General features: G+C 69.4%; 17 protein-coding genes. 14 read left to right on the top strand and 3 right to left on the bottom strand.

The genetic code is table 11. The features are described 5' to 3' along the window. Window positions 1–33: 33 nt before the first annotated feature. On the top strand, window positions 34–420 hold the full coding sequence (locus DES44_RS12380) for a YkgJ family cysteine cluster protein (protein WP_083525595.1): 387 nt from the start codon (window positions 34–36) through the stop codon (window positions 418–420). 25 nt (window positions 421–445) lie between these two features. Here the strand turns inward: DES44_RS12380 and DES44_RS12375 are convergent, their stop codons facing one another. Continuing rightward, a complete protein-coding gene (locus DES44_RS12375; RefSeq protein WP_083525594.1) occupies window positions 446–1,036 on the bottom strand; it encodes a PEP-CTERM sorting domain-containing protein in 591 nt (196 codons plus the stop codon). Then, a complete protein-coding gene (locus DES44_RS12370) occupies window positions 1,033–2,490 on the bottom strand; it encodes an esterase-like activity of phytase family protein (RefSeq protein WP_232309768.1) in 1,458 nt (485 codons plus the stop codon). The genes DES44_RS12375 and DES44_RS12370 overlap by 4 nt, the downstream gene beginning before the upstream one ends. 292 nt (window positions 2,491–2,782) lie before the next feature. On the opposite strand from DES44_RS12370, the gene DES44_RS12365 reads away from it, so the two are divergent. The 11 genes from DES44_RS12365 (at window position 2,783) to DES44_RS12315 (ending at window position 15,624) form a co-directional block, all read left to right on the top strand. Next, the gene (locus DES44_RS12365; protein ID WP_058935196.1) at window positions 2,783–3,538 is read left to right on the top strand and encodes a hypothetical protein; all 756 of its coding nucleotides are present in this window, start codon (window positions 2,783–2,785) and stop codon (window positions 3,536–3,538) included. 22 nt (window positions 3,539–3,560) lie between these two features. After that, window positions 3,561–4,013, top strand: a complete 453-nt coding sequence (locus DES44_RS12360; RefSeq protein ID WP_058935195.1) for a DUF2946 family protein — start codon at window positions 3,561–3,563, stop codon at window positions 4,011–4,013. A gap of 509 nt (window positions 4,014–4,522) precedes the next feature. Continuing rightward, window positions 4,523–6,655 (top strand): TonB-dependent siderophore receptor, encoded by a 2,133-nt coding sequence (locus DES44_RS12355; protein ID WP_232309767.1) that lies wholly within the window; start codon window positions 4,523–4,525, stop codon window positions 6,653–6,655. Window positions 6,656–6,749: 94 nt separating this feature from the next. Next, window positions 6,750–8,375 (top strand): ABC transporter substrate-binding protein, encoded by a 1,626-nt coding sequence (locus DES44_RS12345; protein WP_116001540.1) that lies wholly within the window; start codon window positions 6,750–6,752, stop codon window positions 8,373–8,375. Continuing rightward, entirely contained in the window at window positions 8,372–9,343 is a 972-nt protein-coding gene (locus DES44_RS12340; RefSeq protein ID WP_116001538.1) for an ABC transporter permease, read from the top strand. Before DES44_RS12345 ends, DES44_RS12340 begins: the two co-directional genes overlap by 4 nt. Next, window positions 9,340–10,239 carry an ABC transporter permease gene (locus DES44_RS12335; protein WP_083525592.1) on the top strand — a complete coding sequence of 300 codons (900 nt, stop codon included), beginning with the start codon at window positions 9,340–9,342 and terminating at the stop codon, window positions 10,237–10,239. Before DES44_RS12340 ends, DES44_RS12335 begins: the two co-directional genes overlap by 4 nt. After that, a complete protein-coding gene (locus DES44_RS12330; RefSeq protein ID WP_170156661.1) occupies window positions 10,236–11,825 on the top strand; it encodes an ABC transporter ATP-binding protein in 1,590 nt (529 codons plus the stop codon). Before DES44_RS12335 ends, DES44_RS12330 begins: the two co-directional genes overlap by 4 nt. 96 nt (window positions 11,826–11,921) lie before the next feature. Further along, window positions 11,922–12,224, top strand: a complete 303-nt coding sequence (locus tag DES44_RS24655; protein ID WP_147307064.1) for a hypothetical protein — start codon at window positions 11,922–11,924, stop codon at window positions 12,222–12,224. A gap of 74 nt (window positions 12,225–12,298) precedes the next feature. Beyond that, on the top strand, window positions 12,299–14,329 hold the full coding sequence (locus DES44_RS12325; RefSeq protein ID WP_058935191.1) for a DEAD/DEAH box helicase: 2,031 nt from the start codon (window positions 12,299–12,301) through the stop codon (window positions 14,327–14,329). 138 nt (window positions 14,330–14,467) lie between these two features. Continuing rightward, window positions 14,468–15,097: a LysE family translocator gene (locus DES44_RS12320; protein ID WP_058935190.1), complete on the top strand. Its 630-nt coding sequence runs from the start codon at window positions 14,468–14,470 to the stop codon at window positions 15,095–15,097. Window positions 15,098–15,105: 8 nt separating this feature from the next. After that, window positions 15,106–15,624 carry a GFA family protein gene (locus DES44_RS12315; RefSeq protein WP_058935189.1) on the top strand — a complete coding sequence of 173 codons (519 nt, stop codon included), beginning with the start codon at window positions 15,106–15,108 and terminating at the stop codon, window positions 15,622–15,624. Between the two features lie 42 nt (window positions 15,625–15,666). Here DES44_RS12315 and DES44_RS12310 read toward each other — a convergent pair whose 3' ends face one another. Then, complete coding sequence (locus DES44_RS12310; RefSeq protein WP_083525591.1) at window positions 15,667–16,785, bottom strand: MerR family transcriptional regulator; 1,119 nt, start codon at window positions 16,783–16,785, stop codon at window positions 15,667–15,669. Window positions 16,786–16,879: 94 nt separating this feature from the next. Between DES44_RS12310 and DES44_RS12305 the strand changes: the two genes are divergently transcribed. Both DES44_RS12305 and DES44_RS12300 read left to right on the top strand, forming a co-directional pair. Further along, on the top strand, window positions 16,880–17,977 hold the full coding sequence (locus DES44_RS12305; RefSeq protein WP_083525590.1) for an NAD(P)/FAD-dependent oxidoreductase: 1,098 nt from the start codon (window positions 16,880–16,882) through the stop codon (window positions 17,975–17,977). Window positions 17,978–18,048: 71 nt separating this feature from the next. Beyond that, window positions 18,049–19,374, top strand: a complete 1,326-nt coding sequence (locus DES44_RS12300) for an FAD-binding domain-containing protein (RefSeq protein WP_083525589.1) — start codon at window positions 18,049–18,051, stop codon at window positions 19,372–19,374. The last annotated feature ends 42 nt before the right edge of the window (window positions 19,375–19,416 follow it).

Here is a 19,416-nt window from a genome sequence, read left to right as displayed (position 1 = left end):
GCACTGCACTGCGGCGCTTTCTGCCTCCGGACCATGAATTTTCCCTGCACTTCCTGCGGCGCCTGTTGCCGCCATCTTCCCCCGCACTCGGCACTCAATGCCGGTGACGGCCGCTGCGTGCATCTGGATGCGGTCACGCAGCGATGCGGCGTGTATGCGCAGCGGCCGCTGATCTGCCGTGTGGACGACCTGTATCAGCAGCGGCTGTCCTCCAAGCTGACGCCCCGCGTCTACTACCTGGTGCAAGCCGAAGGCTGCGTGGCGCTGGATGCGCGCAACCAGCAGATGCCGGACGCGGTCCGTGAGCAACTGGCGGCGGAGCAGGGCGGTGTGAGACCGGATCTGCTGACGGAAGAAGAGCTTCACCAGGGCCTGCAGGTCGTGCTCACCGAGGCAGCACCGCTCGTTGCCCGCATGTGAGGCGGGCTGACCGTTACATCAGTCCTCAGGAGCCACGCCGCGCGCGACGGCCGCGCCAGCCGAGCAGGCCCAGGCCCAGGGCCATCAGCGCGTAGGAGGACGGCTCCGGAACCGCCGCCACGGCCGACAACCCGTCCAGGGTCACCACGGCGGCCCCCCCTTCGCTGTCCTGCGACCGCAGGCTCCAGGCGAAGGTCGAGCCGGCCGACACCCGCAGCGACTGGTGTCCGCCTTGCAGGTCCAGGAAGCTCAAGCCGTCCTGGCTCAGCTGGGTGAAGACGCCGTTCACGGTGTAGCCGAACACATCGAAACTGCTGCTCATGTCGTCGGTGCGGTAGTGCCAGTCGAACGACAACTGGGTGTCCTGCGTCACCGTGATGGCATGGCTGAGCCAGGATTCCACCGGCAGGGCGTCGACCAGGCTGAAGTCGGCCGACGTCATCTCCACGCGGTCCGGCGTGGCGACCACCGTGCCATTGCCACCTGCGGTGTTGGTCGTGGTCCAGTGGGAGGTCCCGTAGTCGCCGGTCAGGGCAGCGAAGGCCGGGGTGGAAAGCCCGGCCGCCAGGGCCAGGAGGGAAACGGCCTGGGCCGTGCGGGTGATCATGGGCTTCATTGGGGCAGGGTCTGGGGAGTGAAGACGGAGCCGGCGAGGTCGGCGTCGGTGAAGGCGAACACGAACCACTGGTTGGGGTTGGCCAGGCCGTCGGCCGTGACGGGCAGGAAGTCGTTGTCGTTGGCGACGTAGAGCGTGTGCTTGACGATGCCGTCTACGACGATGTCGGGGCCAAACGCCATGCCTTCGAGCTTGGCGGGGATCTGCTTGGCAGCCATGCCGTAGCTGGTCAGGCTGGACACGATGTCCAGGAACAGCGTTTTCTTCACGGCCAGCGGCACAAGGGTGCTCTCGCCACTCAGCCCGGTGATGTCGGTGGCGCCAGCAAGGTCGATCTTGTAGATGCGCTTGACCACGGCCTTGGACCCATCCCCGCGGCCTTTGCCGTCCCGCTCGAGCACCAGCAGTTCATGGCTGTTCAGCGCCAGCAGCTCACTGCTGCCGTAGGTCTTGCCGGTGTCGGCCAGCAGGCTGTCGTAGGCGAACTGGCGCACGCGTCCGGTGGCCAGTTCCACCTGCACGATGCGGTTGACCCGCGCGCCGTCGCCCCCGTCCTGGGCCAGGGCGCTTTGCATGAAGCCCCACAGCACGGTGCCGTCCGGCGAAATGGCCAGGCCCTCCATGCCCTTGTTGGCGACGCGCCCGGCGCTGTTGCCGGCGATTTCGACACTGCCGCGGGCCGACTTCACCGCCGCCGCCAGTTCCACCGGCAGGCGCACGGTGCGCACGCGCTGGCCGGTGGCGCGGTTGAAGATGTAAAGGAACGGGCCGTATTCATCAGAGATGTAGACGTTCAGGCCGTTGGCGGACAGGCGGATGCCTTCGGGGTCGAAGCGCGCATCGTTGATGTCGGCCGAGGAGGTGTCGCCGGCGAAGTTGTCGGAGCGGCCGCTGAAATAGAACCGGGTGGCGGTGTTGGCGGCAGGGACGGCAGGGAAGCCGCCGACGGTCGAGCCGTAGGTCAAGGCGGTGCGGGAGTAGAGCAGGGTGGTCGACACCAGGCTGGGGGAGAGGGTCCAGGGCAGGCCGGTGCTGCGGTCCGGGGTGGCTTGCAGCGCGAGGTTGAGGGTGTGGAAGCGGGGGATGTAACTGGTGGTGTCGTCCAGGCTGCTGTTCCAGGCCACTGCGTTGGGGCCGCGGTCGGGCACCGCCAGGAAGGTGCTGCCACCGGCCCACGCCAGGCCTGACCCCAGGCCGCCGAGCAGGTCACCCCGGGCTCCGTTTTCCAGGGCGCCTGATTGGCCGGAGAAATCCGCGCCGTTGCTGTCGAGCGAGCCGATGGCGATGAGCTGCGGCGCGGCTTGGGCGTTGAGGGCCACGGTGAGGCAGAGCCCGGCCAGGCTCAGGGCCATGCGCAGGGGCCGGGGCGGGCGGGGAAGGGAGGGAAGGTGGGCCAGGGTCGTCATGGTGGGAAGTCGCTGCAGGGAAGACGCCGGATGTTCGGCATCGGGCATGACGGTTCCGTGACGGGCGGACCCCGGGTTCAGGGGACGTGGCCGGCGCAGGGTGGCGGCGCATGCGCTGTCTTGGTCTTTAGTCATACGGCGTTCGACCCCGCCCCGCCTATCATCCGCCCTGGCCCGAAAGAGCCGGTCCCGCCGGGGCGGGCGCTCCCGTGGCATGCATGCGGATACATGCGTTGCCGATGGTTGCCGAGCCCCGCCTCGCGGCCACCGGACGCGGCCGCTACCCTCGTCCTTGTCCCCTGTTGATCTGACTGAGCCGCGCCCGAGAGCCGTCCGCCTGATGCTTCACACACCGCCCTGGGTGCGCTTTCATGACGCCGGTCGACTGACCTTCCGCTGGGAAGACGCGGTGCTGAGCGCGCACCATCTTGGCAGCGACGCGGCGTCTCAACCGGTGCTGCGCACCGCCCAGCGCATTGAACCGCGCGCAAGGCTGGCACTGGCCATTGCCTTGACCGAATGGATCGTCTGGCGGTTCGACGGCCTGCATACGCGCACGGAGCCCGGTGCGTTCCTGGAAGCGGCCTGGTGCGCCACGGCGGACCCACGCTACCTGCGCTCGTTTGAATTGCTGCGGGCTGACTGGCGGGGCCCCGTGGAGGGGCCGCTGTGGTGTGCCTTGACGCACCTGGGGCATGCCCTGTCCCGAGGGGTCGACTTTCCGCGCCATCTGTTTGATGCCCTGAGCTACCTCACCCGTCTGGCGCTGCACGTGCAGCCCACGACCGGACCCATGATGGCCTGGCTGCCACTGGTGCTGGACCGGCTGGCGCTGGTGTATCCGGCAGGGCCGGAGGATCCGCTGGAGGCCGACCTGTTTGCCCGTGACGCGGCCGCCCGGCTGGGACGATGGGTGCCGCGCGAGGTCTTTGATCTGGCCATTCCCTTCGACGGCAACACGGGCCGAGCCTTCCTGGAGTCGGTGCTGTCCACCGCCCGGTGGGAAGAGAATGCCTTCCTGCGCAGACCCGAAGAACTGCGTACGGCGCACTTCCCCGGGAAGCCTTATGAGCTGGCACGACTGACTGTGCGCTGAACCTGCGTCAACTTCAGCGAGAATGCAGCGCTTCGTCCTGCACCTGATCGCCTTCTTGTACATGCGCTGGCCTCGCCGCTTCGTCTCCGCCTGGTGGCTGACCCTGATCGTGGTCAGCTGCCTGTTTGCGCGGCCGATGCACGAGTGGCTGGATGCCGTGCAGGGCAGCGCTGCGATGGGGGCCAACCTGCAAGCTTCGGCAGGGCAGGACAGCCATGCGCCGGGTGCCGATGTCGCGCAAGACGCAGTCAACCCCGACGATGGCAGCCAGCAAGACGGTGACCAGGATGAGGGCGCCAAGACGCCCGCTTGCGCCTGGTGCCTGATGCTCGGCCAGGCGCAGGCCCCAGCGACGGTGCCGGTCATGCTGCTGGCCCATGCGGAAGCCTCTCCACCGCCCGTCCTCCTGGATGTGGGACGGCCCACGGGGCGCTGCGCGCTCGCGGCCGAACCCCGCGGCCCCCCGCAGGCCTGAGGCCGCGGTTGGGTTCCTGGCGCTGAAACGGCGCTGAAAGAACGCTCACCCAGCGCTGCCCCGGCGCGCCCAGCCATGCGTTCGATGCGATGCCGCCTTGGCGGTCGTCACCGTCGGACGCCTGCGCTGACGCGTCTTCGCGGGCCTTGATCCCACCGCACTCCCTGCCGCTTGCGCATGCCGCGCCTGTTGCCCAGCCCCGTTGCCGAGCCCTGGCTCGGAAGGTTGCGCCTTGGCGCCGCTGCTTTCATCACTGGCCCCGCCGGTCTGCCTTCATTGCAGTCCGGCGCCTGGCCCTGTTCGAGTCTGTCATGTCCCAGCGTCCGAAGTTGTCCTCCCTGAACCTTGCCTCATCGAACCGCCGCTCCCAGCGGATGTGGGCACAACCGTGCCCCATTCAGGCTGCGTCACCGCAGTGGGAACGAGCCCGCGCGCCTGCGACCCCAGCGCCCCCTGCTGCCCTGTGCCTGATCCCGCTTGTGGCAGCCCTTGGCGGGCCGGGTTTCGCCTTGGCCCAATTGCCGGCTGCTCCTGCGGCCTCGTCTCCGACCGTTGCGGTCGGCACGCCCTCGCAGACGCCCGCGGAGGCGTCGTCCACGCCAGGCCCGGGCACGCGCCCCGACAGCCTGCCTGCCGTGGAAGTCGTTGGACGGTCCGACTCGGGCCGCTACCAGTCCGGACTGGCCGCTGGCGCAAAGTCAGAGCTGCCGCTGCGGGAGCTGCCGCAGTCGATCCGCATCATGACGCGGCAAGCCATGGACGACCTGGGCGCCGTCAAGATGGACGACCTGCTGGACTATGTCGGCGGCGTGTCGCGCCAGAACAGCTTTGGCGGCCTGTGGGACAACCTGGCCATCCGCGGCCTGGCCGGCAACGAGAACACCGGCATGGCGACTCTGCTCAACGGCTTCGGCTCCAACCGGGGATTCAATGCCCCGCGCGATCTGGCGGCGGTCGAGCGCATCGAGTTCCTCAAGGGTCCGGCCGCCGCGCTTTACGGCAACAGTGAACCGGGTGGCACCCTGAATGTGGTGAGCAAGGCCCCGCTGTGGAATGCCGGGCATTCGATGGAGGCGTATGTCGGCAGCTACGGGCTTCGGCGCCTGGCGTTGGACAGTACCGGGCCGCTGTCTGACCGTGTGGCCTACCGTCTCAATGTGGCGGCGGAAGAGCGCGACAGCTTTCGCAACACGGTCACCGCCAGCCGGCGGGTGCTGGCGCCGGCACTGACCTGGCGACTCAGCCCGGACACGATGCTCGATTACCGCGGCGAATGGCTTCGGCATGCCACGCCGCTGGACCGCGGCGTCGTGGCCGTGAACAACCAACTGGGCGTCGTGCCGCGAGACCGCTTCCTTGGGGAGCCGGCCGATGGGGATGTGGCCGTCATCAACGGCAACCATCAGCTCTCCCTGCGCCATGAATGGAACGAGTCCTGGCAGGCCCGGGTGGCGCTGTCGCGTCGCGACACCCGCATCAAGGGGTTCTCCACCGAAGCCAGTGCCTTGCTGGCCGACGGCACGCTGCGCCGCCAGCGCCGCCTGCGCGACTACGACTCCGACGACACGGCTGTCCAGGCAGAGCTGCAGCATGTGCGCATGATCGCTGGCAGCCGGCATGAGCTGCTGCTGGGGGTGGAGCATTACGACTTCCGCATGGACCAGCGCATGCTGCGCTTCAACCCCAGCGCGGCGGTTCCTTATGCCGTCAACATCTACAGCCCGGTGTACGGGCAGGTCCAGCCCACGCCGCTGCCCAATACCGATACCGAGGAACGCCAGCGCAACACGGCGATCTACTGGCAGGATGCGGTGAGCCTGGGCCGCCACTGGCGGGTGCTGGCGGGCTTGCGCTGGGAGCAGCCGCATCAGTCGCTGCTCAATCGGCGCAATGGCGTGACCACGCGTCAGCAGCCCAGTGAATGGTCGCCGCGTCTGGGCCTGTCCTGGCTGCCGGATGCGCAGTGGACCGTCTACGCCAATGCCGGCCGCTCCTTCCGACCCAACCCCGGCAGTGATGCCAAGGGCTCGGCCTTTGCGCCGGAGCACGGGCAGGCCCTGGAGGCAGGCGTCAAGTGGCAGACCGCCGATCAGCGGCTGGGCGCCACCGCTGCGATCTTCGATATCCGCAAGCGCGACGTGCTGACGGCCGATCCGACCCCCGCCAACAGCGGTTTCTCCATCGCGGCGGGCGAGGTCCGCAGCCGTGGCATCGAGCTGGAGGCGTCGGGGCAACTGACGGCATCGTGGCGCGTCAATGGCAGCCTGACCTGGCTGGACGCCGAGATCACCAAGGACGCCACCCTGCCGGTGGGCAGCCGGCTACTCAACGTGCCGCGCCTCAACGCCAGCTTGCTGGCGGTCCATGAGGGCAGCACGGCCAGCGGGCAACGCTTCGGGCTCGGCGGCGGGCTCGCCTACAACGCGCATCGACTCGGGCAGAACGGGGCGCCCGACTTCCAGCTGCCGTCCTATACGGTGGCCAAGCTGGTGGGCTACTGGCGGGTCGGGTCGCAATGGCGGCTCAGCCTGGATGTCGACAACCTCTTTGACCGGCATTACTACACCAGCAGCTACAGCCGGCTGTGGGTCGCCCCCGGCGCTGCGCGCAGCGTGAGTGTGGGTGCGCAATACAAGTTCTGAGAGGCGTCCCATGACTCACCCCATTCCACACCGCATGCCACACCGCATGCCACACCCCATGCCACACCCCATGCCACACCCCATGCCACACCCCATGCCACACCCCTGGACACGACGACGCTGGCTGTCGACGCTGGGATCAGCCGCCGCAGCGTCTGCGCTCCCCGCTCGCGCCTGGGCGACGGACGACAGCGCGCCTGCGACCCGTCAACTGGAAATCGCGGGGCCTTGGGAGATGTCCGGCCTGGCGCTGGCACAGTCCGGCCACCTCTACCAGAAGCTGCAGGTGATCGAGACGCTGCTGGAGGCGTCCTCCGTCGGGCAACCAGCCGCCGGCCTGGCCACCACTTGGTCGCAGTCACCAGATGGCCTGCGCTGGCAATTCGACCTGCGCCCTGGAGCGCGCTTTCATGACGGCAGCCGGGTGCGCGCCGCCGACGCGGTGGCTGCCCTGCAGGCGGCGACGCAGGCCCCCGGTGCGCTGAGCCAGGCCCCGGTGGCGGGGCTGCGCGTGCTGGCCTCGGCGGACGGGCGCGAATCGCTGGAGATCCTCCTGCACCGTCCTCATGCCACGCTGCCCAGCCTGTTGGCCCATTTCAGCACCGCGGTACTGGCGCCCGGGAGCTGGGCGCCGGACGGGCGAACGCTGGTGCGCATCCTGGGCAGCGGGCCCTATCGCATCACGCGTCTAGAAGCGCCGCAGCGGCTGGAGGTGGCATGGTTCGACGGGGAGGGCGGCCCTGCGCCGCAGATCCGCCGCGCGGGATATCTGGCGGTGGGGCGGGCGGAGACCCGGGCCCTGATGGCAGCGTCCGGCCAGGCGGACCTGGTCTTTGCGCTGGATCCCGCCAGCCTGGCCAAATGGCGGCGCACCGTCTCGCCCGCACGGCTGGCCAGCGTTACCGTGCCGCGGGTGATGGCGCTCAAGCTCAATGCCGGTGCGCCCGTGCTGTCCGACGCGAGGGTCCGGCAGGCCCTGAGCCTGGCCATCGACCGGGAGGGCATCGCCAGCGCCATCCTTCGTGATCCGGGCCTTGCGGCGACGCAACTGCTGCCGCCCACCGTGCCCGACTGGCATGACCCGTCATTGCCGCCGCTGACCTTCGACCTGGAACGGGCGGCGGGCCTGCTGCGGGCCGCGGGATGGCGGCGATCCGCGGACGGCCGCCACTGGCGGGACGTCACCGGCCAGCCCGTGACGCTGACGCTTCGCACGTTTCCCGACCGCCCGGAACTGCCCATCGTCGCCACCGCCCTGCAAGAGCAATGGCGACAGCTGGGGCTGCCGGTGCGCGTGTCCATCGGCAATTCCGGCGACATCCCGCTGGGCCACCGCGACGGCAGCCTGCAGATCGGCTTGATGGCCCGCAACTACGCCAGCACGCCGGACCTGACCGCCTCGTTATGGCAGGACTTCCGTCCGGGGGGACACGACTGGGGCGCCATGGGCTGGCAGTCCCCGCCGGTCTGGGACGCGCTGGCCGCACTGAACAGCGGTGCGGGTCTGGACCGCGCCGCCGCGCTCCGCCGCCAGGTGGTGCAGGGATTGCAGCGCGACCTGCCCGTCATTCCGGTGGCCTGGTACCGCCAGCATGTGGCGGTCAGCCGCCGGGTTCAGCGCCCAGTGCTGGACCCGCTGGAGCGCAGCTACCGCTTGTCCGCGCTGCGGTGGACGGACGGCGATGGGGCATTCGCATCCCGAGGGAAGGATCACACATGATGAACACGCCATACAGGCGATGGACGGCCTTGCTGCTGCGGCGCGTCGGTCAGGCGGTGGCACTGGCGCTGGTGGTGGGCACGCTCAGCTTTGCAATGATGCGCTCGCTGCCGGGGGACATGGCCACCCGGGTGGCCGCAGGAAGGTATGGGTACGACCTGGTCAGCGCCGCGGCCGCGGCCCAGGTGCGCCAGGAGCTGCATCTGGACCAGGCCTGGCCGCAGGCGCTGCTGGGCTGGTGGCAGCAACTGCTGAGCCTGGACCTGGGTCAGTCCTTGGTGACCGGTGAGCCGGTGTGGGAGGAAGTGGCCGGCCATCTCGGCGCGACGCTGCACTTGACCGGCGCGGCGCTGCTTCTGGCGCTGCTGATGGGCCTGCCCGCGGCCTGGTGGAGTGCCAACCATCCCGGCGGCTGGGCGGACCGCGCCCTGTCCGCCGTGACCGTGGTTCTGCGCGGCACCCCGGCATTTTTGGTGGCGGTGCTGCTGATGCTGTTGGCTGCGGTGCAGCTCGGCATGCTGCCGGCGGCGGGCAGTCATCAGGAAGGAGCCTGGCTGCTGCCGGCGCTGACGCTGGCATTGCCGCTCGCCGCCGGATGCGCCCGGGTCGGTGCGCAGGCGCTGAGGGAAGCGCGGCAGTTGCCGTCCCACCGTTTCGCCCGCACCAAGGGGCTGGACGACGATCAGGCCGATTGGCGCCACGCCTTGCGGCATGCGGCCTTGCCGGTCGTGGCCTACATGGGCGTGCAGGCGGTGGTGCTGGCGGAAGGCGCCGTGGTGGTGGAGTCCTTGTTTGCCTGGCCCGGCATCGGCCACGCCCTGGTGCATGGCGTCTTTGGCCGCGACGTTCCCGTCGTGCAGGGCGCCGCGTTGTGCATGGGGTTGCTGTTCATCACCTTCAACCTGGTGCTGGATGCGCTGCAGGCCGTGCTGGATCCGCGGCAGGTGCAGCCGGGGGTGTCCGCATGAGGCCGCTGTCGATGCATGCGACGCCGTGGCTTCAGCGCCGCGCATGGCTGACGCGCCGCCACGCAGGCCTGGCGCTGTTGTTGCTGCTGGCCTTGATGGCGGTGCTGGTGCCCGGCTGCAGCAGCGTGGACCCGGCCGTGCAGGTGTTGCGCAACAGCCTGGCAGCGCCGTCGCTCGCGCACCCCCTGGGGACCGACCTGCTGGGACGGGACGGATGGGCCCGACTGGGCCATGCCGCCCGGCTGTCCCTGGGCACAGGCCTGCTGGCCACGCTGTCGGCCGCAGTGCCGGGCGCCTTGCTCGGTGTGCTGGCGGCCTGGCGCGGGGGCTGGGTCGAGCGGCTGCTGGTGATGGCTGCAGACGCCACCCTCGCCATTCCCGGGCTGCTGCTCGTGCTGCTGGTGGCAGCCCTGGCGCCGGGACAGCTGTGGGCGCTTTACCTGGGGCTGTCGCTGTCCCTGTGGGTTGAGTACTTCCGGGTGTGTCGGGCCCAGGCGCGGCCTGTGCTGGCGGGGTCGGCAGTAGAGGCTGCGCAGTTGCTGGGGCTGCGGACCGGGCTCATCCTGCGCCGTCATCTGTGGCCAGCGGTCCGCCCCATGCTGGCGAGGCTGCTGCCGCTGAGCGTGGCCCAGGCGGTGTTGTCGCTGTCCGCGCTCGGATTCATCGGCGTGGGGCTGCAGCCTCCACAGGCCGAGCTGGGGCTGATGCTGACTGAATATCTGCCGCACTACGACGAGGCGCCGTGGCTCATTGCAGCCCCCGTGTCGGTGCTCATGATCCTGGTGCTGGGATTGATGCTGGCCGCGGACGGCGCCTCCGATTTGCGATCTGACACGCGCCCGCTGCGGCCGGATGAACGCCGGTTGCGCGCCGACGACGCCAAGGAGCCGACATGAAAGGCCTCCCGACCACGCCGGCGCAACCGACCCCCACGGCCCACGCCAACCGGATGAAGGCGATGAACCCGATGAACGTGATGACCGCCATGGACCCCGTGCACCGCCCCGCGCGCAGCCGAACGCCGCTGCTGCGCACCGAGGGTGTGTCCCTGCACCTCGGTGGGCAGTGCCTTGTCACGCTGCCTGACCAGACGCTGTATGCCGGCGACCGGTTGGTCATCCTGGGCGAAAGCGGCGCTGGCAAGTCGCTGTTGATGCGGACCCTGCTCGGGGACCTCCCGCCTGAGCTGAGCGCAAGCGGGCGGATCGAGCTGGCCGGGCAGGGGAGTGCGGCCGAGCACGGTCAGGCTCGCAGGGCGATGTGGGGCCGGACACTGGCCCTGCTGCCGCAGGAACCCTCAGTGGCCCTGGACCCGTTACGTCGGCTTGCACCGCAACTGCAGGAGGTGCATGGAAAGGTGGGCGGCCTGCCTAGTTCCGAGGCCCGCATGCGCACCGAGGATGACCTGCGCCGGCAAGGACTGGCGGCCGCCGCCCGTCAGTATCCGTGGCAGTTGTCGGGCGGCATGGCGCAGCGGGCCGCCGCCGCCATTGCACTGGCGGGCGGCGCCCGCATCATCCTCGCCGACGAACCCACCAAAGGGCTGGACCCGCACTGGCGCGACGAAGCGCTGCGCAGCATCCTTGCGGCCGCCGGGGAGGAAGGGGTGGCGGTGGTGGTCACGCATGACCTGGCCGTCGCCCGCCAGGTGGGGGGACGGCTGCTGGTACTGCAGGATGGCCAGGTGGTGGAGCAGGGGGCGACGGCACAGGTGCTGAGCCAGCCGGCTCATGCGTTCACCCGGGCGCTGGTGGCGGCCGAGCCGTCGCAGTGGCTCACGACCACCGAAGAAGGCGCGGACCGGATGTGCCCCCTGGCCCCGCCCGCAGACGATGTCCATGCGTCCGGGGAGGGATCGCCCATGGTCCTCCAGGCCGAGGGCCTGGGCCACCACCTGGGAGGCCGTTGGCTGTTCCAGGGAGTGGACCTAAGCCTTCGCGCCGGCAGCCGCTGCGCGCTGGTCGGGGATAGCGGCAGTGGCAAGAGTACCTTCGGCAACCTGCTGCTGGGCCTTCGACGGCCCACGCAAGGCCGGGTGCGCCGCGCTGCCGGGCTGCAGCCGCATGCCTGCCAGAAGCTCTACCAGGACCCTATTGCCACGTTCGCCGCCACTCAACCGCTGGGGCAGGCGCTGGCCGATGTGGCCCGGCGGCATGGGCAAGCCCTGTCTCGCGTGCAGGCGTGGCTGGACCGCCTGCATCTGGACGGTCATCTGATGGCCCGGTTACCGCATCAGCTGTCCGGGGGGCAGTTGCAGCGGATGGCCATTGCGCGCATGCTGCTGGTCCGGCCGGCATTTGTCTTCGCCGATGAGCCCACGTCCCGGCTGGATCTCCTGTCCCAGCAGCGCACTGCGCAGGTGCTGCTGCGCGAGGCGGACGAGTTGGGCGCTGCGCTGTGGCTGGTGACGCACGACGCGGCCCTGGCACGGGCCATGACCACGCGGCAATACGCGATCGACCAGTGGGCGCCAAGATCCTGATGCCAGGTGGGAGCGGAAATTGCCGCCCTCTGGCCATGAAGACTGGCGGGGGCGCTCCTGCGCGCCTTCGTGTCCCCTGCATTTCAAGGACGGGCCATGAAACACCTCAGCACTGCTGCCCTCGCACTGTCTGTGGCTGTCGTTGCCGCTGCCGCCATCGCGCAGACACGACCGCCCGAATCCCCCGCGTCGCAAACGCCCAGCCGCAGACAATCCGGCACCGTCGGCACCAGTCCGGATGCGGCGCCGACGCCCAATGCGGCGGCCTCCCAGGGCTCGCAGGCCACCCAGGTTGCACCGTCGGGCTCGCCGGGCGTATCCCCGGGCGCGGGGCAGTTGACGCCAGCGGATGCGTCTGCGCTGCCCCCAGCGCTGGGGCGTCGGCACGACAGGAACTGATCACGGCGATATAGTCGCGGCCCCGTGTCTGTCCTGGAGCGCGCCCGCCGAGGCGCGCTTTCGTTGTCTGAGCCATGTCCCTTGCCGACGTCCGCGCGGCCCTGCAAGCCGAGTTGTCGGCCACGCCCGAGTTCTACGATTTCAAGGTGCTGCACACCGAGCGGGAAGGCTCGCTCTGGCGGGTGACGCTCGAGCCCGGTTATGTCTACGCCGAAGGCCAGCGTCCCGGGCAGGCGTCGGCGCAGGCTCTGCTGGATGACAGCCTGGATGGGGCGTCTGCCTGGTGGGGCCTGCCGGCCAAGGGCGGCGCCAGCGTGCTGGCCGTCGTCCCGGAAGAAGACCAACTGGTGCTACAGAACGCCACGACGCCGCCGCCAGGGCCGGACCATCTGATCCGGCTGTATCCCACCCGCTTCCTGAATTCAGTGGCGGATGCATGGGCCGACACGGCATGGGCCGAGCAAGCCCTGGCCGCATTGCCAGATCTGGGGCAGCCCGAGCCGGTGGTCGGGGGAGACCCACTCAACGGTGCGCCGTTTCGCTGGCTGCGTCCGGCGCAGCGGCAGGCGCTGTCACTGGTCCGCCACAGCAGCGCGTTTTTGTGGGGGCCTCCCGGCACCGGCAAGACCACCACGCTGGGCGTGCTGCTGGCGGAGTATCTGGATCGCCATCCGCATGCGCGGGTGTTGTTGCTGTCGACCACCAACCAGGCCGTGGACATGGCCACCATCGCGGTGGACAAGGCCCTGCACAAGGGCCGACGGGAGAGCTGGCGTCCGCTGGTGCAGCGGCTGGGGACTCGCTTTGACGCTGCCGCCTATGCCGGCCGCGAGCATCTGATTCCCACCACCGACCATGAGCTCATTGCCCGGCTGGCGCGCGCCGAAGCCGCTCGCCCGGCCTCCCGGGACGCGCTCGCGCTCAAGGCCTGGGCGGACCGCGTGGCCGGGCTGCGCGACGACCTGCGCGCGTCTTCCCTGCAGGTGCTGCGCCGCTGTCGGCTGGCCAGCATGACCACGACCCGCGCCGCATTCACGCTCAAGACGCTGCGGGAGCTGTCGACCGATGGAGAACCCCCGTTCGACCTGATCGTCTTCGATGAAGCCAGCCAGGTGAGCCTGGCCCATGCGCTGGTGCTGATGCCGCTGGGCCGCGCCCGCCTGTTTGCCGGGGATCCGCAGCAGCTCTCGCCCGTGCTGCGCAGCAGTGATCGGGAGGCGCGCAGGTGGCTGGGTCGCTCGGCGTTTTCGCAGATGCCGCGCAAGGGGCCGTCCGTGGCCCTGCTGGATGAGCAGTCGCGCATGGCCGCCCCCATCGGGGATCTGGTCAGTCAGATGTTCTACGACGGGGCGCTGCGGGTGGCGGAGGCGGCGCAGCAGTCGCCGCAATGGCGGGCCGAACGCGAGCGGGCATTCGGTGACATCCCGCCCACCGATCATGTGCATGTGCACCGGGTGGCACGCGACGGAGGCTGGTCTGCCGAGGCGCGAGGGCCGGTGCGGCGGGAATCGGCGCAGGCCATCGCGGCCGCGGTCGCCGCGGCATTGCAGAGTGGCGACTGGAGGCCGGAAGAGATCATTGTGTTGACGCCGTTCCGGGCGCAGCGGGCGCTGATCCGGTCGAGCCTCCAGGCCTTGGGGCTGCCGGAGGCCGTGCGGGTCAGCACGGTGCACCGCGCGCAGGGCAGCGAGGCGCCCGTGGTGCTGTTCGATCCGGCCGATGGCCGTCAGCCCTTCCTGCAGACCGAAGAGGCGCAGCGGCTGATCAACGTGGCCCTGAGCCGGGCCCAGGCCAAGGTGGTGCTGTTCCTGTCCGAAGGCGATCTGTCCAATCCGCTGCTGGCGCCCATCGTGCATCGGCAGCGCCTGGCGCAGGACGGGCGGGCGGTGGTGCCGTTGCTGACGCTGGCAGCGGCGGCCGAGTTTCCTCGCAATGCAGTCGGGCGAAGGGTGTCCGCCGGCCGGGCGGTCGGCGAGGTGGCTGGCATCAGCCCCGATGGTCGCCAGCTGTGGCTGATCAACGAGCGCACCGGGCTGCAGCAGGCGATCGATGTGGCGTTCTGGCGCCAGCGTGCGCGGGAGGCCGCGGGGACTGTGGCACAGTAGGCCGCTTCCAAGCTGCTGGCAAGTGGCTTGCAAGTGGCTTCCCGGCGGCGTGATCGGCGGCGTGTGACTCGGCCCCCACGCCGTCCCGACCGGCGCCCCGGCCTGACCGGGCTTTTGTCGACTTTCATGGCGGACCCTATGGCGTTGCACACCTGGCTGATCTATTTGCTGGCCGTTGTTGGCCTGTCTGTTACTCCCGGCCCCAACAGCCTGCTGGTGCTCAGCCACGGGGCGCTGTATGGCCATCGCCGTGCCACTTTCACAGTTCTGGGAGGCGCACTGGGCTTCGTGTTGCTGATCGGGCTCTCGATGCTCGGCATCAGTGCGCTGTTGCAGACCGTCTCCGGCGCCCTGACCGCGCTCAAGGTGATCGGCGGCGCCTACCTCTGCTGGCTCGGGTTCAAGCTGTGGCGCGCGCCGGCCATTGAGTTGACGCCCGTGCAGACTGGCAGCGGCAGCGGGACCGGCTCGCTCGCGCCCCGGACCATGCTCTTCCGGCAAGGACTGCTGGCCGCCATCTCCAACCCCAAGGTGCTGCTGTTCTACGGCGCCTTCCTGCCGCAATTCATCGATCCGTCTCGCAGCCTGATGCTGCAGTTCGTCATCATGGCCGCCACCTTTGCGCTGGTGGAAGGCCTGGTCGAATACGGGCTGGTGCGCCTGGCCTTCCGCATCCGGCCCTGGCTGCAAAAGACCGGCCGTCAATTCAATCGCGCTTGCGGCGGCATGTTCGGCGTGCTGGGCGTGGCGCTTCCGTTCACACGCTGAGGTGGATCATGAGTGAGCCCATGGAAGGCATGGAAGGCGGCTGCGATTGCCGGCGCGTCCGTTACCGGCTGCTGTCCAAGCCGATCATCGTGCATTGCTGCCACTGCCGATGGTGCCAGCGGGAATCGGGTGGTGCCTTCGCGATCAACGCGATGATGGAGTCCGACCGGGTGGTCAATCTGGGCGAAGCGCCGGTGCTGGTGGATACACCCTCCGCCAGCGGCTCGGGTCAGCAGATCGCTCGTTGCCCCCATTGCCACGTGGCGGTGTGGAGCCACTATGCGGGCTCCGGGCCGCTGACCCGCTTCGTGAGAGTGGGCACGCTGGATCAGCCGGACCTGCTGCCGCCGGATATCCACATCTTCACCAGCAGCCGGCAGCCCTGGTTCACGCTGCCGGAAGGAGTGCCCGCCTTCGAGGCGTACTACTCCCCCAGCGAAATCTGGCCCGCCCAGGCCAAGGCCCGGTGGGAGGTGCTGATGCCGCAGATCAAGGCATACAGGGCGTCGCGGAATCCGGCAGCCTGAGCTCGGCTGGGCCTGACGCGGTCTAACTTAGCAGGGTCTGGCTTAGCGCGGCGCGAACACGCTGGACCCCGGCATCGGGACCGGCGCGGCCGGGGCGGGTGCCGGTGCTGGCGTCGCAGGGGCGGGCAGGGGCCAGCCTTCGTGCTGAGCCACCCGCTCGATCGCCGCCTCGAACCGCGCACGGGACTCTGCCGCCACCTGACGCAGGTAGGCATGCAGGGACGCATCGGCCGGGCTGCGGTTCTCGCAATTGGCGCTGTAGCTCTCGAAGTGGGAAAGCTGCATCAGCAGTTCCGCCACATGCCGTGGACATTCGCAGGCCACGGTCGACGACTTGCTGGCAAAGGCCACCAATGTGTCGTCGTCCCAGCGGCGAGTGCCGGGGGACGGAAAGGCCGCAGACCCGGCACTGCTGCCCAGGTCCGGCTCGTCGCTGGTCTCCACCGCGAATTGCCGCAGCCACTGGCCAATGACCACGTCCGGCTGCGGCTCGCGCAGCAGCGTGGTGCCGACGGTCGCCAGTGATTCGCAGACGGCATCCGCCGCGAAAACGTAAAGCACGGCCATCGGGATGCCCATCAGATGCGGCGCGGCGGCCTCCTGCTCTCCCAGCCAGCCCGCATGCAGATGGGGCTGGTGGATCAGCAGGGCGTCCGCATCGTCCCGCTTCATGGCCTCACCCGCCTGCGCCATCGATTCGAACGGCCCGATCACCTCCACCGTGCGGCCCAGCCGACGGCGCAGGGAAGGGCGGTCCAAACGGGCCGCCAGCGCCGAGCCGACCACCGCCAGGCGCCAGGGGCCGCTGAAAGTGTGCAGACGCGGACCATGGTCCTTGCGCGTGGCCACCGACAGGGCACCGACATGCGTCGCCGCAACCGCTTCCAGCTGCGTCATGTCCAGCGTCGCCAGGCTGCCGATGGCGTGGCCCAGTTCGGTCAGTTGCTTGATCAGCGCCAGGCGACGCACATCTTCCGCGGAATAGAGGCGCTGCCCGCCGGACGACCAACGCGGCGGCGTCAACGCATAACGCCGCTCCCAGACACGCAGCGTGGCTACCGGCATGCGCAGCATCCTGGCCACCGCGCCACTACGACGCAGGGAAACATCTTCGTCGGTGCTGGCCGTCAAGGGCGTCAGCGAGGGTGTGGACTGGGACATGGCGTCCTCCTTTTGAATCGCTTCATGATCCAATAATGCCCACATTATGCAGACCTGAATCGTTCTTGAGTCATAAACCCCTTAGGATTGACTCATGTTGTCAAGAAAACCCGCTTCAATTGCTGTCATCGGCGCTGGAATCGCAGGCGCGGCCTGTGCACAAGCGCTTCATCAGGCCGGCCATGCGGTGCAGGTGTTCGACAAGTCGCGGGGCGCCGGCGGCCGTCTGGCCACGCGGCGATTCGAGTGGATCCAGGAAAACGGCAGCGAGGGCCGGGCCCGGCTGGACCACGGCGCGCTGGGCTTCGTCGCGCGCAGCGAGGTGTTCCGGGCCTTCGTGCAGACGATGCAGGACAAGGGCCTCGTGGCTCCCTGGCAGCCCGCGCTCGCGCCCGACAGTCTTGCGCTGGAGCAGGACCTTGCGCTGTACGTCGTCACCCCTGAAATGCCGCTGCTGTGCAAGCATTTGCTGGCCGACGTGCCGGCCCAGTGGAGCTTCGCACTGGACCGCCTGACCCGGGACGCCACCGGCTGGCGGCTGCATGCGGGCGGGCAAGTGCATCCCGATGCATTTGACGCAGTGGTGCTCGCCATTCCCCCCGCGCAGGCCGCGCCGTTGCTGAACGGATTGAGGGACGACTGGGCGCGATTTGCCTCCCTGGTCCCGATGCAACCCTGCTGGACCCTGATGGGTGTGGCGCGGGAAGAAGACGCCTCTGCCGCCCGTGAATCGCAATGGTCGCTCGCTCGCCCGGAGCTCGGGCCACTGGCCTGGGTCATCCGCAATGACCGCCGCCCCGGCCGAGCGGCCGATCCGGGTCATGCGCACTGGGTGGTCCACGCACGGGCCGGATGGAGCCGGTTGAACCTGGAGCAGGACGCCGGCTGGGTGAAGCATCAGCTGTGCACCGCCCTGGAGGTGTTCCTGGGCCACGAAGTGCGGTGGGCCCACGCCGTGGTCCATCGCTGGCGGTATGCCTTGCCACCCCTCGGACGCACGCCCGCGCATCCGCTGCCGCCGGCGCCGCAGCACTGGTGGGACGAACGCCTGGGCCTGGGGGTGTGCGGCGATCTGTTCACCGCCAACGGCATGGAAGGCGTGGAAGGCGCCTACCTGTCAGCCCTGGCACTGGTGCAGGCCTTGCATCGGTCCGCCGAAGTGGATGTGGCCGCTACGAAGGACATGGCCTGATATGACGATCGAGACCTGGCGCACCCGCTGCATTCTTGGCCTGTTCAACGCCGACTTGGGGGAGGGCCGCCATGCGTAGACAGCATCTGCCGGACCCGGCTCGGGATGGGGGCGACGAGCCCTTGTTGTCCCCAGCGGTTTCATCGTCGTCCTCCCTCTCGCCGCAGGGCCTGCCGCCGTTGACCCCGACCCTCGACGCCGCACAGCGTCGCCTGGCCGCTGTCCGGCCGGCTGCCTACGCCCGCACCCGCAACGCGATCGAAGGCGCGGTCACAGGACTGTCGCCCTACATCACCCATGGCCTGCTCACGCTGCCGCAAGTGCTGGCCGATGTGAATGCCCGGCATGCGCTGGAGATCGACCACAAGTTTGTTTATGAGCTGGGGTGGCGGGAGTTTTTTCGGCATGTCTGGCGTCATCGGGGCGAGGCCATTGCGTCTTCGCTGCACGACGGGCCATTGCCGGACTCGGCCTATGCCCGCACCCTGCCGGACGACATCCGCCAGGCGCGCACCGGTGTGCCGGTCGTCGACCAGGCGGTGAAGACGCTTTATGTCACCGGCACGCTGCACAACCATGCCCGCATGTGGCTGGCCAGTTATGTCGTGCATCTGCGCAAGGTGCATTGGCGCGCCGGCGCTGACTGGATGTACGGCCACCTGCTGGACGGCGACCTGGCCAGCAACCATTTGAGCTGGCAATGGGTGGCTGGCACCGGCAGCACCAAACCGTATCTGTTCAATGCGGACAACGTGGCCCGTTATGCACCGCCGCATTGGCACAGCCCGGGCAGCGTGGTGGACACGTCCTACGACGCGCTGGAGGCATGGGCGCGAACGGCCTCCCGGCGAGCCGAACCGGAGATCGACCCGGAAGTCGACCCAGCATGGGCCACGCCCGTGGACGGCGTCGAGGAGCCGCGGCTGCACAGTGCGCCCCCGCCCTCCATGGCGCGCAATCCGCTGGACGCGGTGCCGGTCGACGGACGCGAGGTGTGGCTGGTCCACCCCTGGAGCCTGGGCGAGCTGCCGCAGGACCTGCCACCGCAGACGCTGGTGATCGGCGTCTATCTGAAGGAGTTTCACGAGGCCTGGCCGTGGAGTGACGTGCGCTGGCGCTTCGTGGACGAGCGCATGGCCGCGCTCACCCCCATTCGCTGCTGGAGCGATGCTGCCGCGCTGCAGCACCAGCTCTCCCGCGCTGCGCAGGTGCGGGGCCAGTGGGACGAGCACCTGCGGCCCTGGGCCGGCAGCTGGGCGGACTGGATGCCGCCGCCGTCGCTGTTTCCCGACGTGCCGCAGCGCTGCGACAGCTTCTCGCAATGGTGGCGCCGGGCCGTGAAAGGCCTGCACACCGCGGAGGAGCTGCTCTCGCAGCGCCCACGACCGGCGTGGTGAGGCGCTCCCGGGCCCGCCGCGCGCGCATGGCCTCTCATTCCC

This window comes from Roseateles depolymerans (assembly GCF_003387155.1).
Taxonomy (GTDB): Bacteria; Pseudomonadota; Gammaproteobacteria; order Burkholderiales; family Burkholderiaceae_C; genus Roseateles; species Roseateles depolymerans.
The sequence above is the reverse complement of the archived record's forward strand: the minus strand, read 5'-3'. Positions and strand labels throughout refer to the sequence as shown.

Coding starts and splice junctions, on each gene's coding strand:
- DES44_RS12380 (WP_083525595.1), top strand. CDS start 34: ATGAATTTTCCCTGCACTTCCTGCGGCGCCTGTTGCCGCCATCTTCCC.
- DES44_RS12375 (WP_083525594.1), bottom strand. CDS start 1,036: ATGAAGCCCATGATCACCCGCACGGCCCAGGCCGTTTCCCTCCTGGCC.
- DES44_RS12370 (WP_232309768.1), bottom strand. CDS start 2,490: ATGCCCGATGCCGAACATCCGGCGTCTTCCCTGCAGCGACTTCCCACC.
- DES44_RS12365 (WP_058935196.1), top strand. CDS start 2,783: ATGCTTCACACACCGCCCTGGGTGCGCTTTCATGACGCCGGTCGACTG.
- DES44_RS12360 (WP_058935195.1), top strand. CDS start 3,561: ATGCAGCGCTTCGTCCTGCACCTGATCGCCTTCTTGTACATGCGCTGG.
- DES44_RS12345 (WP_116001540.1), top strand. CDS start 6,750: ATGCCACACCCCTGGACACGACGACGCTGGCTGTCGACGCTGGGATCA.
- DES44_RS12340 (WP_116001538.1), top strand. CDS start 8,372: ATGATGAACACGCCATACAGGCGATGGACGGCCTTGCTGCTGCGGCGC.
- DES44_RS12335 (WP_083525592.1), top strand. CDS start 9,340: ATGAGGCCGCTGTCGATGCATGCGACGCCGTGGCTTCAGCGCCGCGCA.
- DES44_RS12330 (WP_170156661.1), top strand. CDS start 10,236: ATGAAAGGCCTCCCGACCACGCCGGCGCAACCGACCCCCACGGCCCAC.
- DES44_RS24655 (WP_147307064.1), top strand. CDS start 11,922: ATGAAACACCTCAGCACTGCTGCCCTCGCACTGTCTGTGGCTGTCGTT.
- DES44_RS12325 (WP_058935191.1), top strand. CDS start 12,299: ATGTCCCTTGCCGACGTCCGCGCGGCCCTGCAAGCCGAGTTGTCGGCC.
- DES44_RS12320 (WP_058935190.1), top strand. CDS start 14,468: ATGGCGTTGCACACCTGGCTGATCTATTTGCTGGCCGTTGTTGGCCTG.
- DES44_RS12315 (WP_058935189.1), top strand. CDS start 15,106: ATGAGTGAGCCCATGGAAGGCATGGAAGGCGGCTGCGATTGCCGGCGC.
- DES44_RS12310 (WP_083525591.1), bottom strand. CDS start 16,785: ATGTCCCAGTCCACACCCTCGCTGACGCCCTTGACGGCCAGCACCGAC.
- DES44_RS12305 (WP_083525590.1), top strand. CDS start 16,880: ATGTTGTCAAGAAAACCCGCTTCAATTGCTGTCATCGGCGCTGGAATC.
- DES44_RS12300 (WP_083525589.1), top strand. CDS start 18,049: ATGCGTAGACAGCATCTGCCGGACCCGGCTCGGGATGGGGGCGACGAG.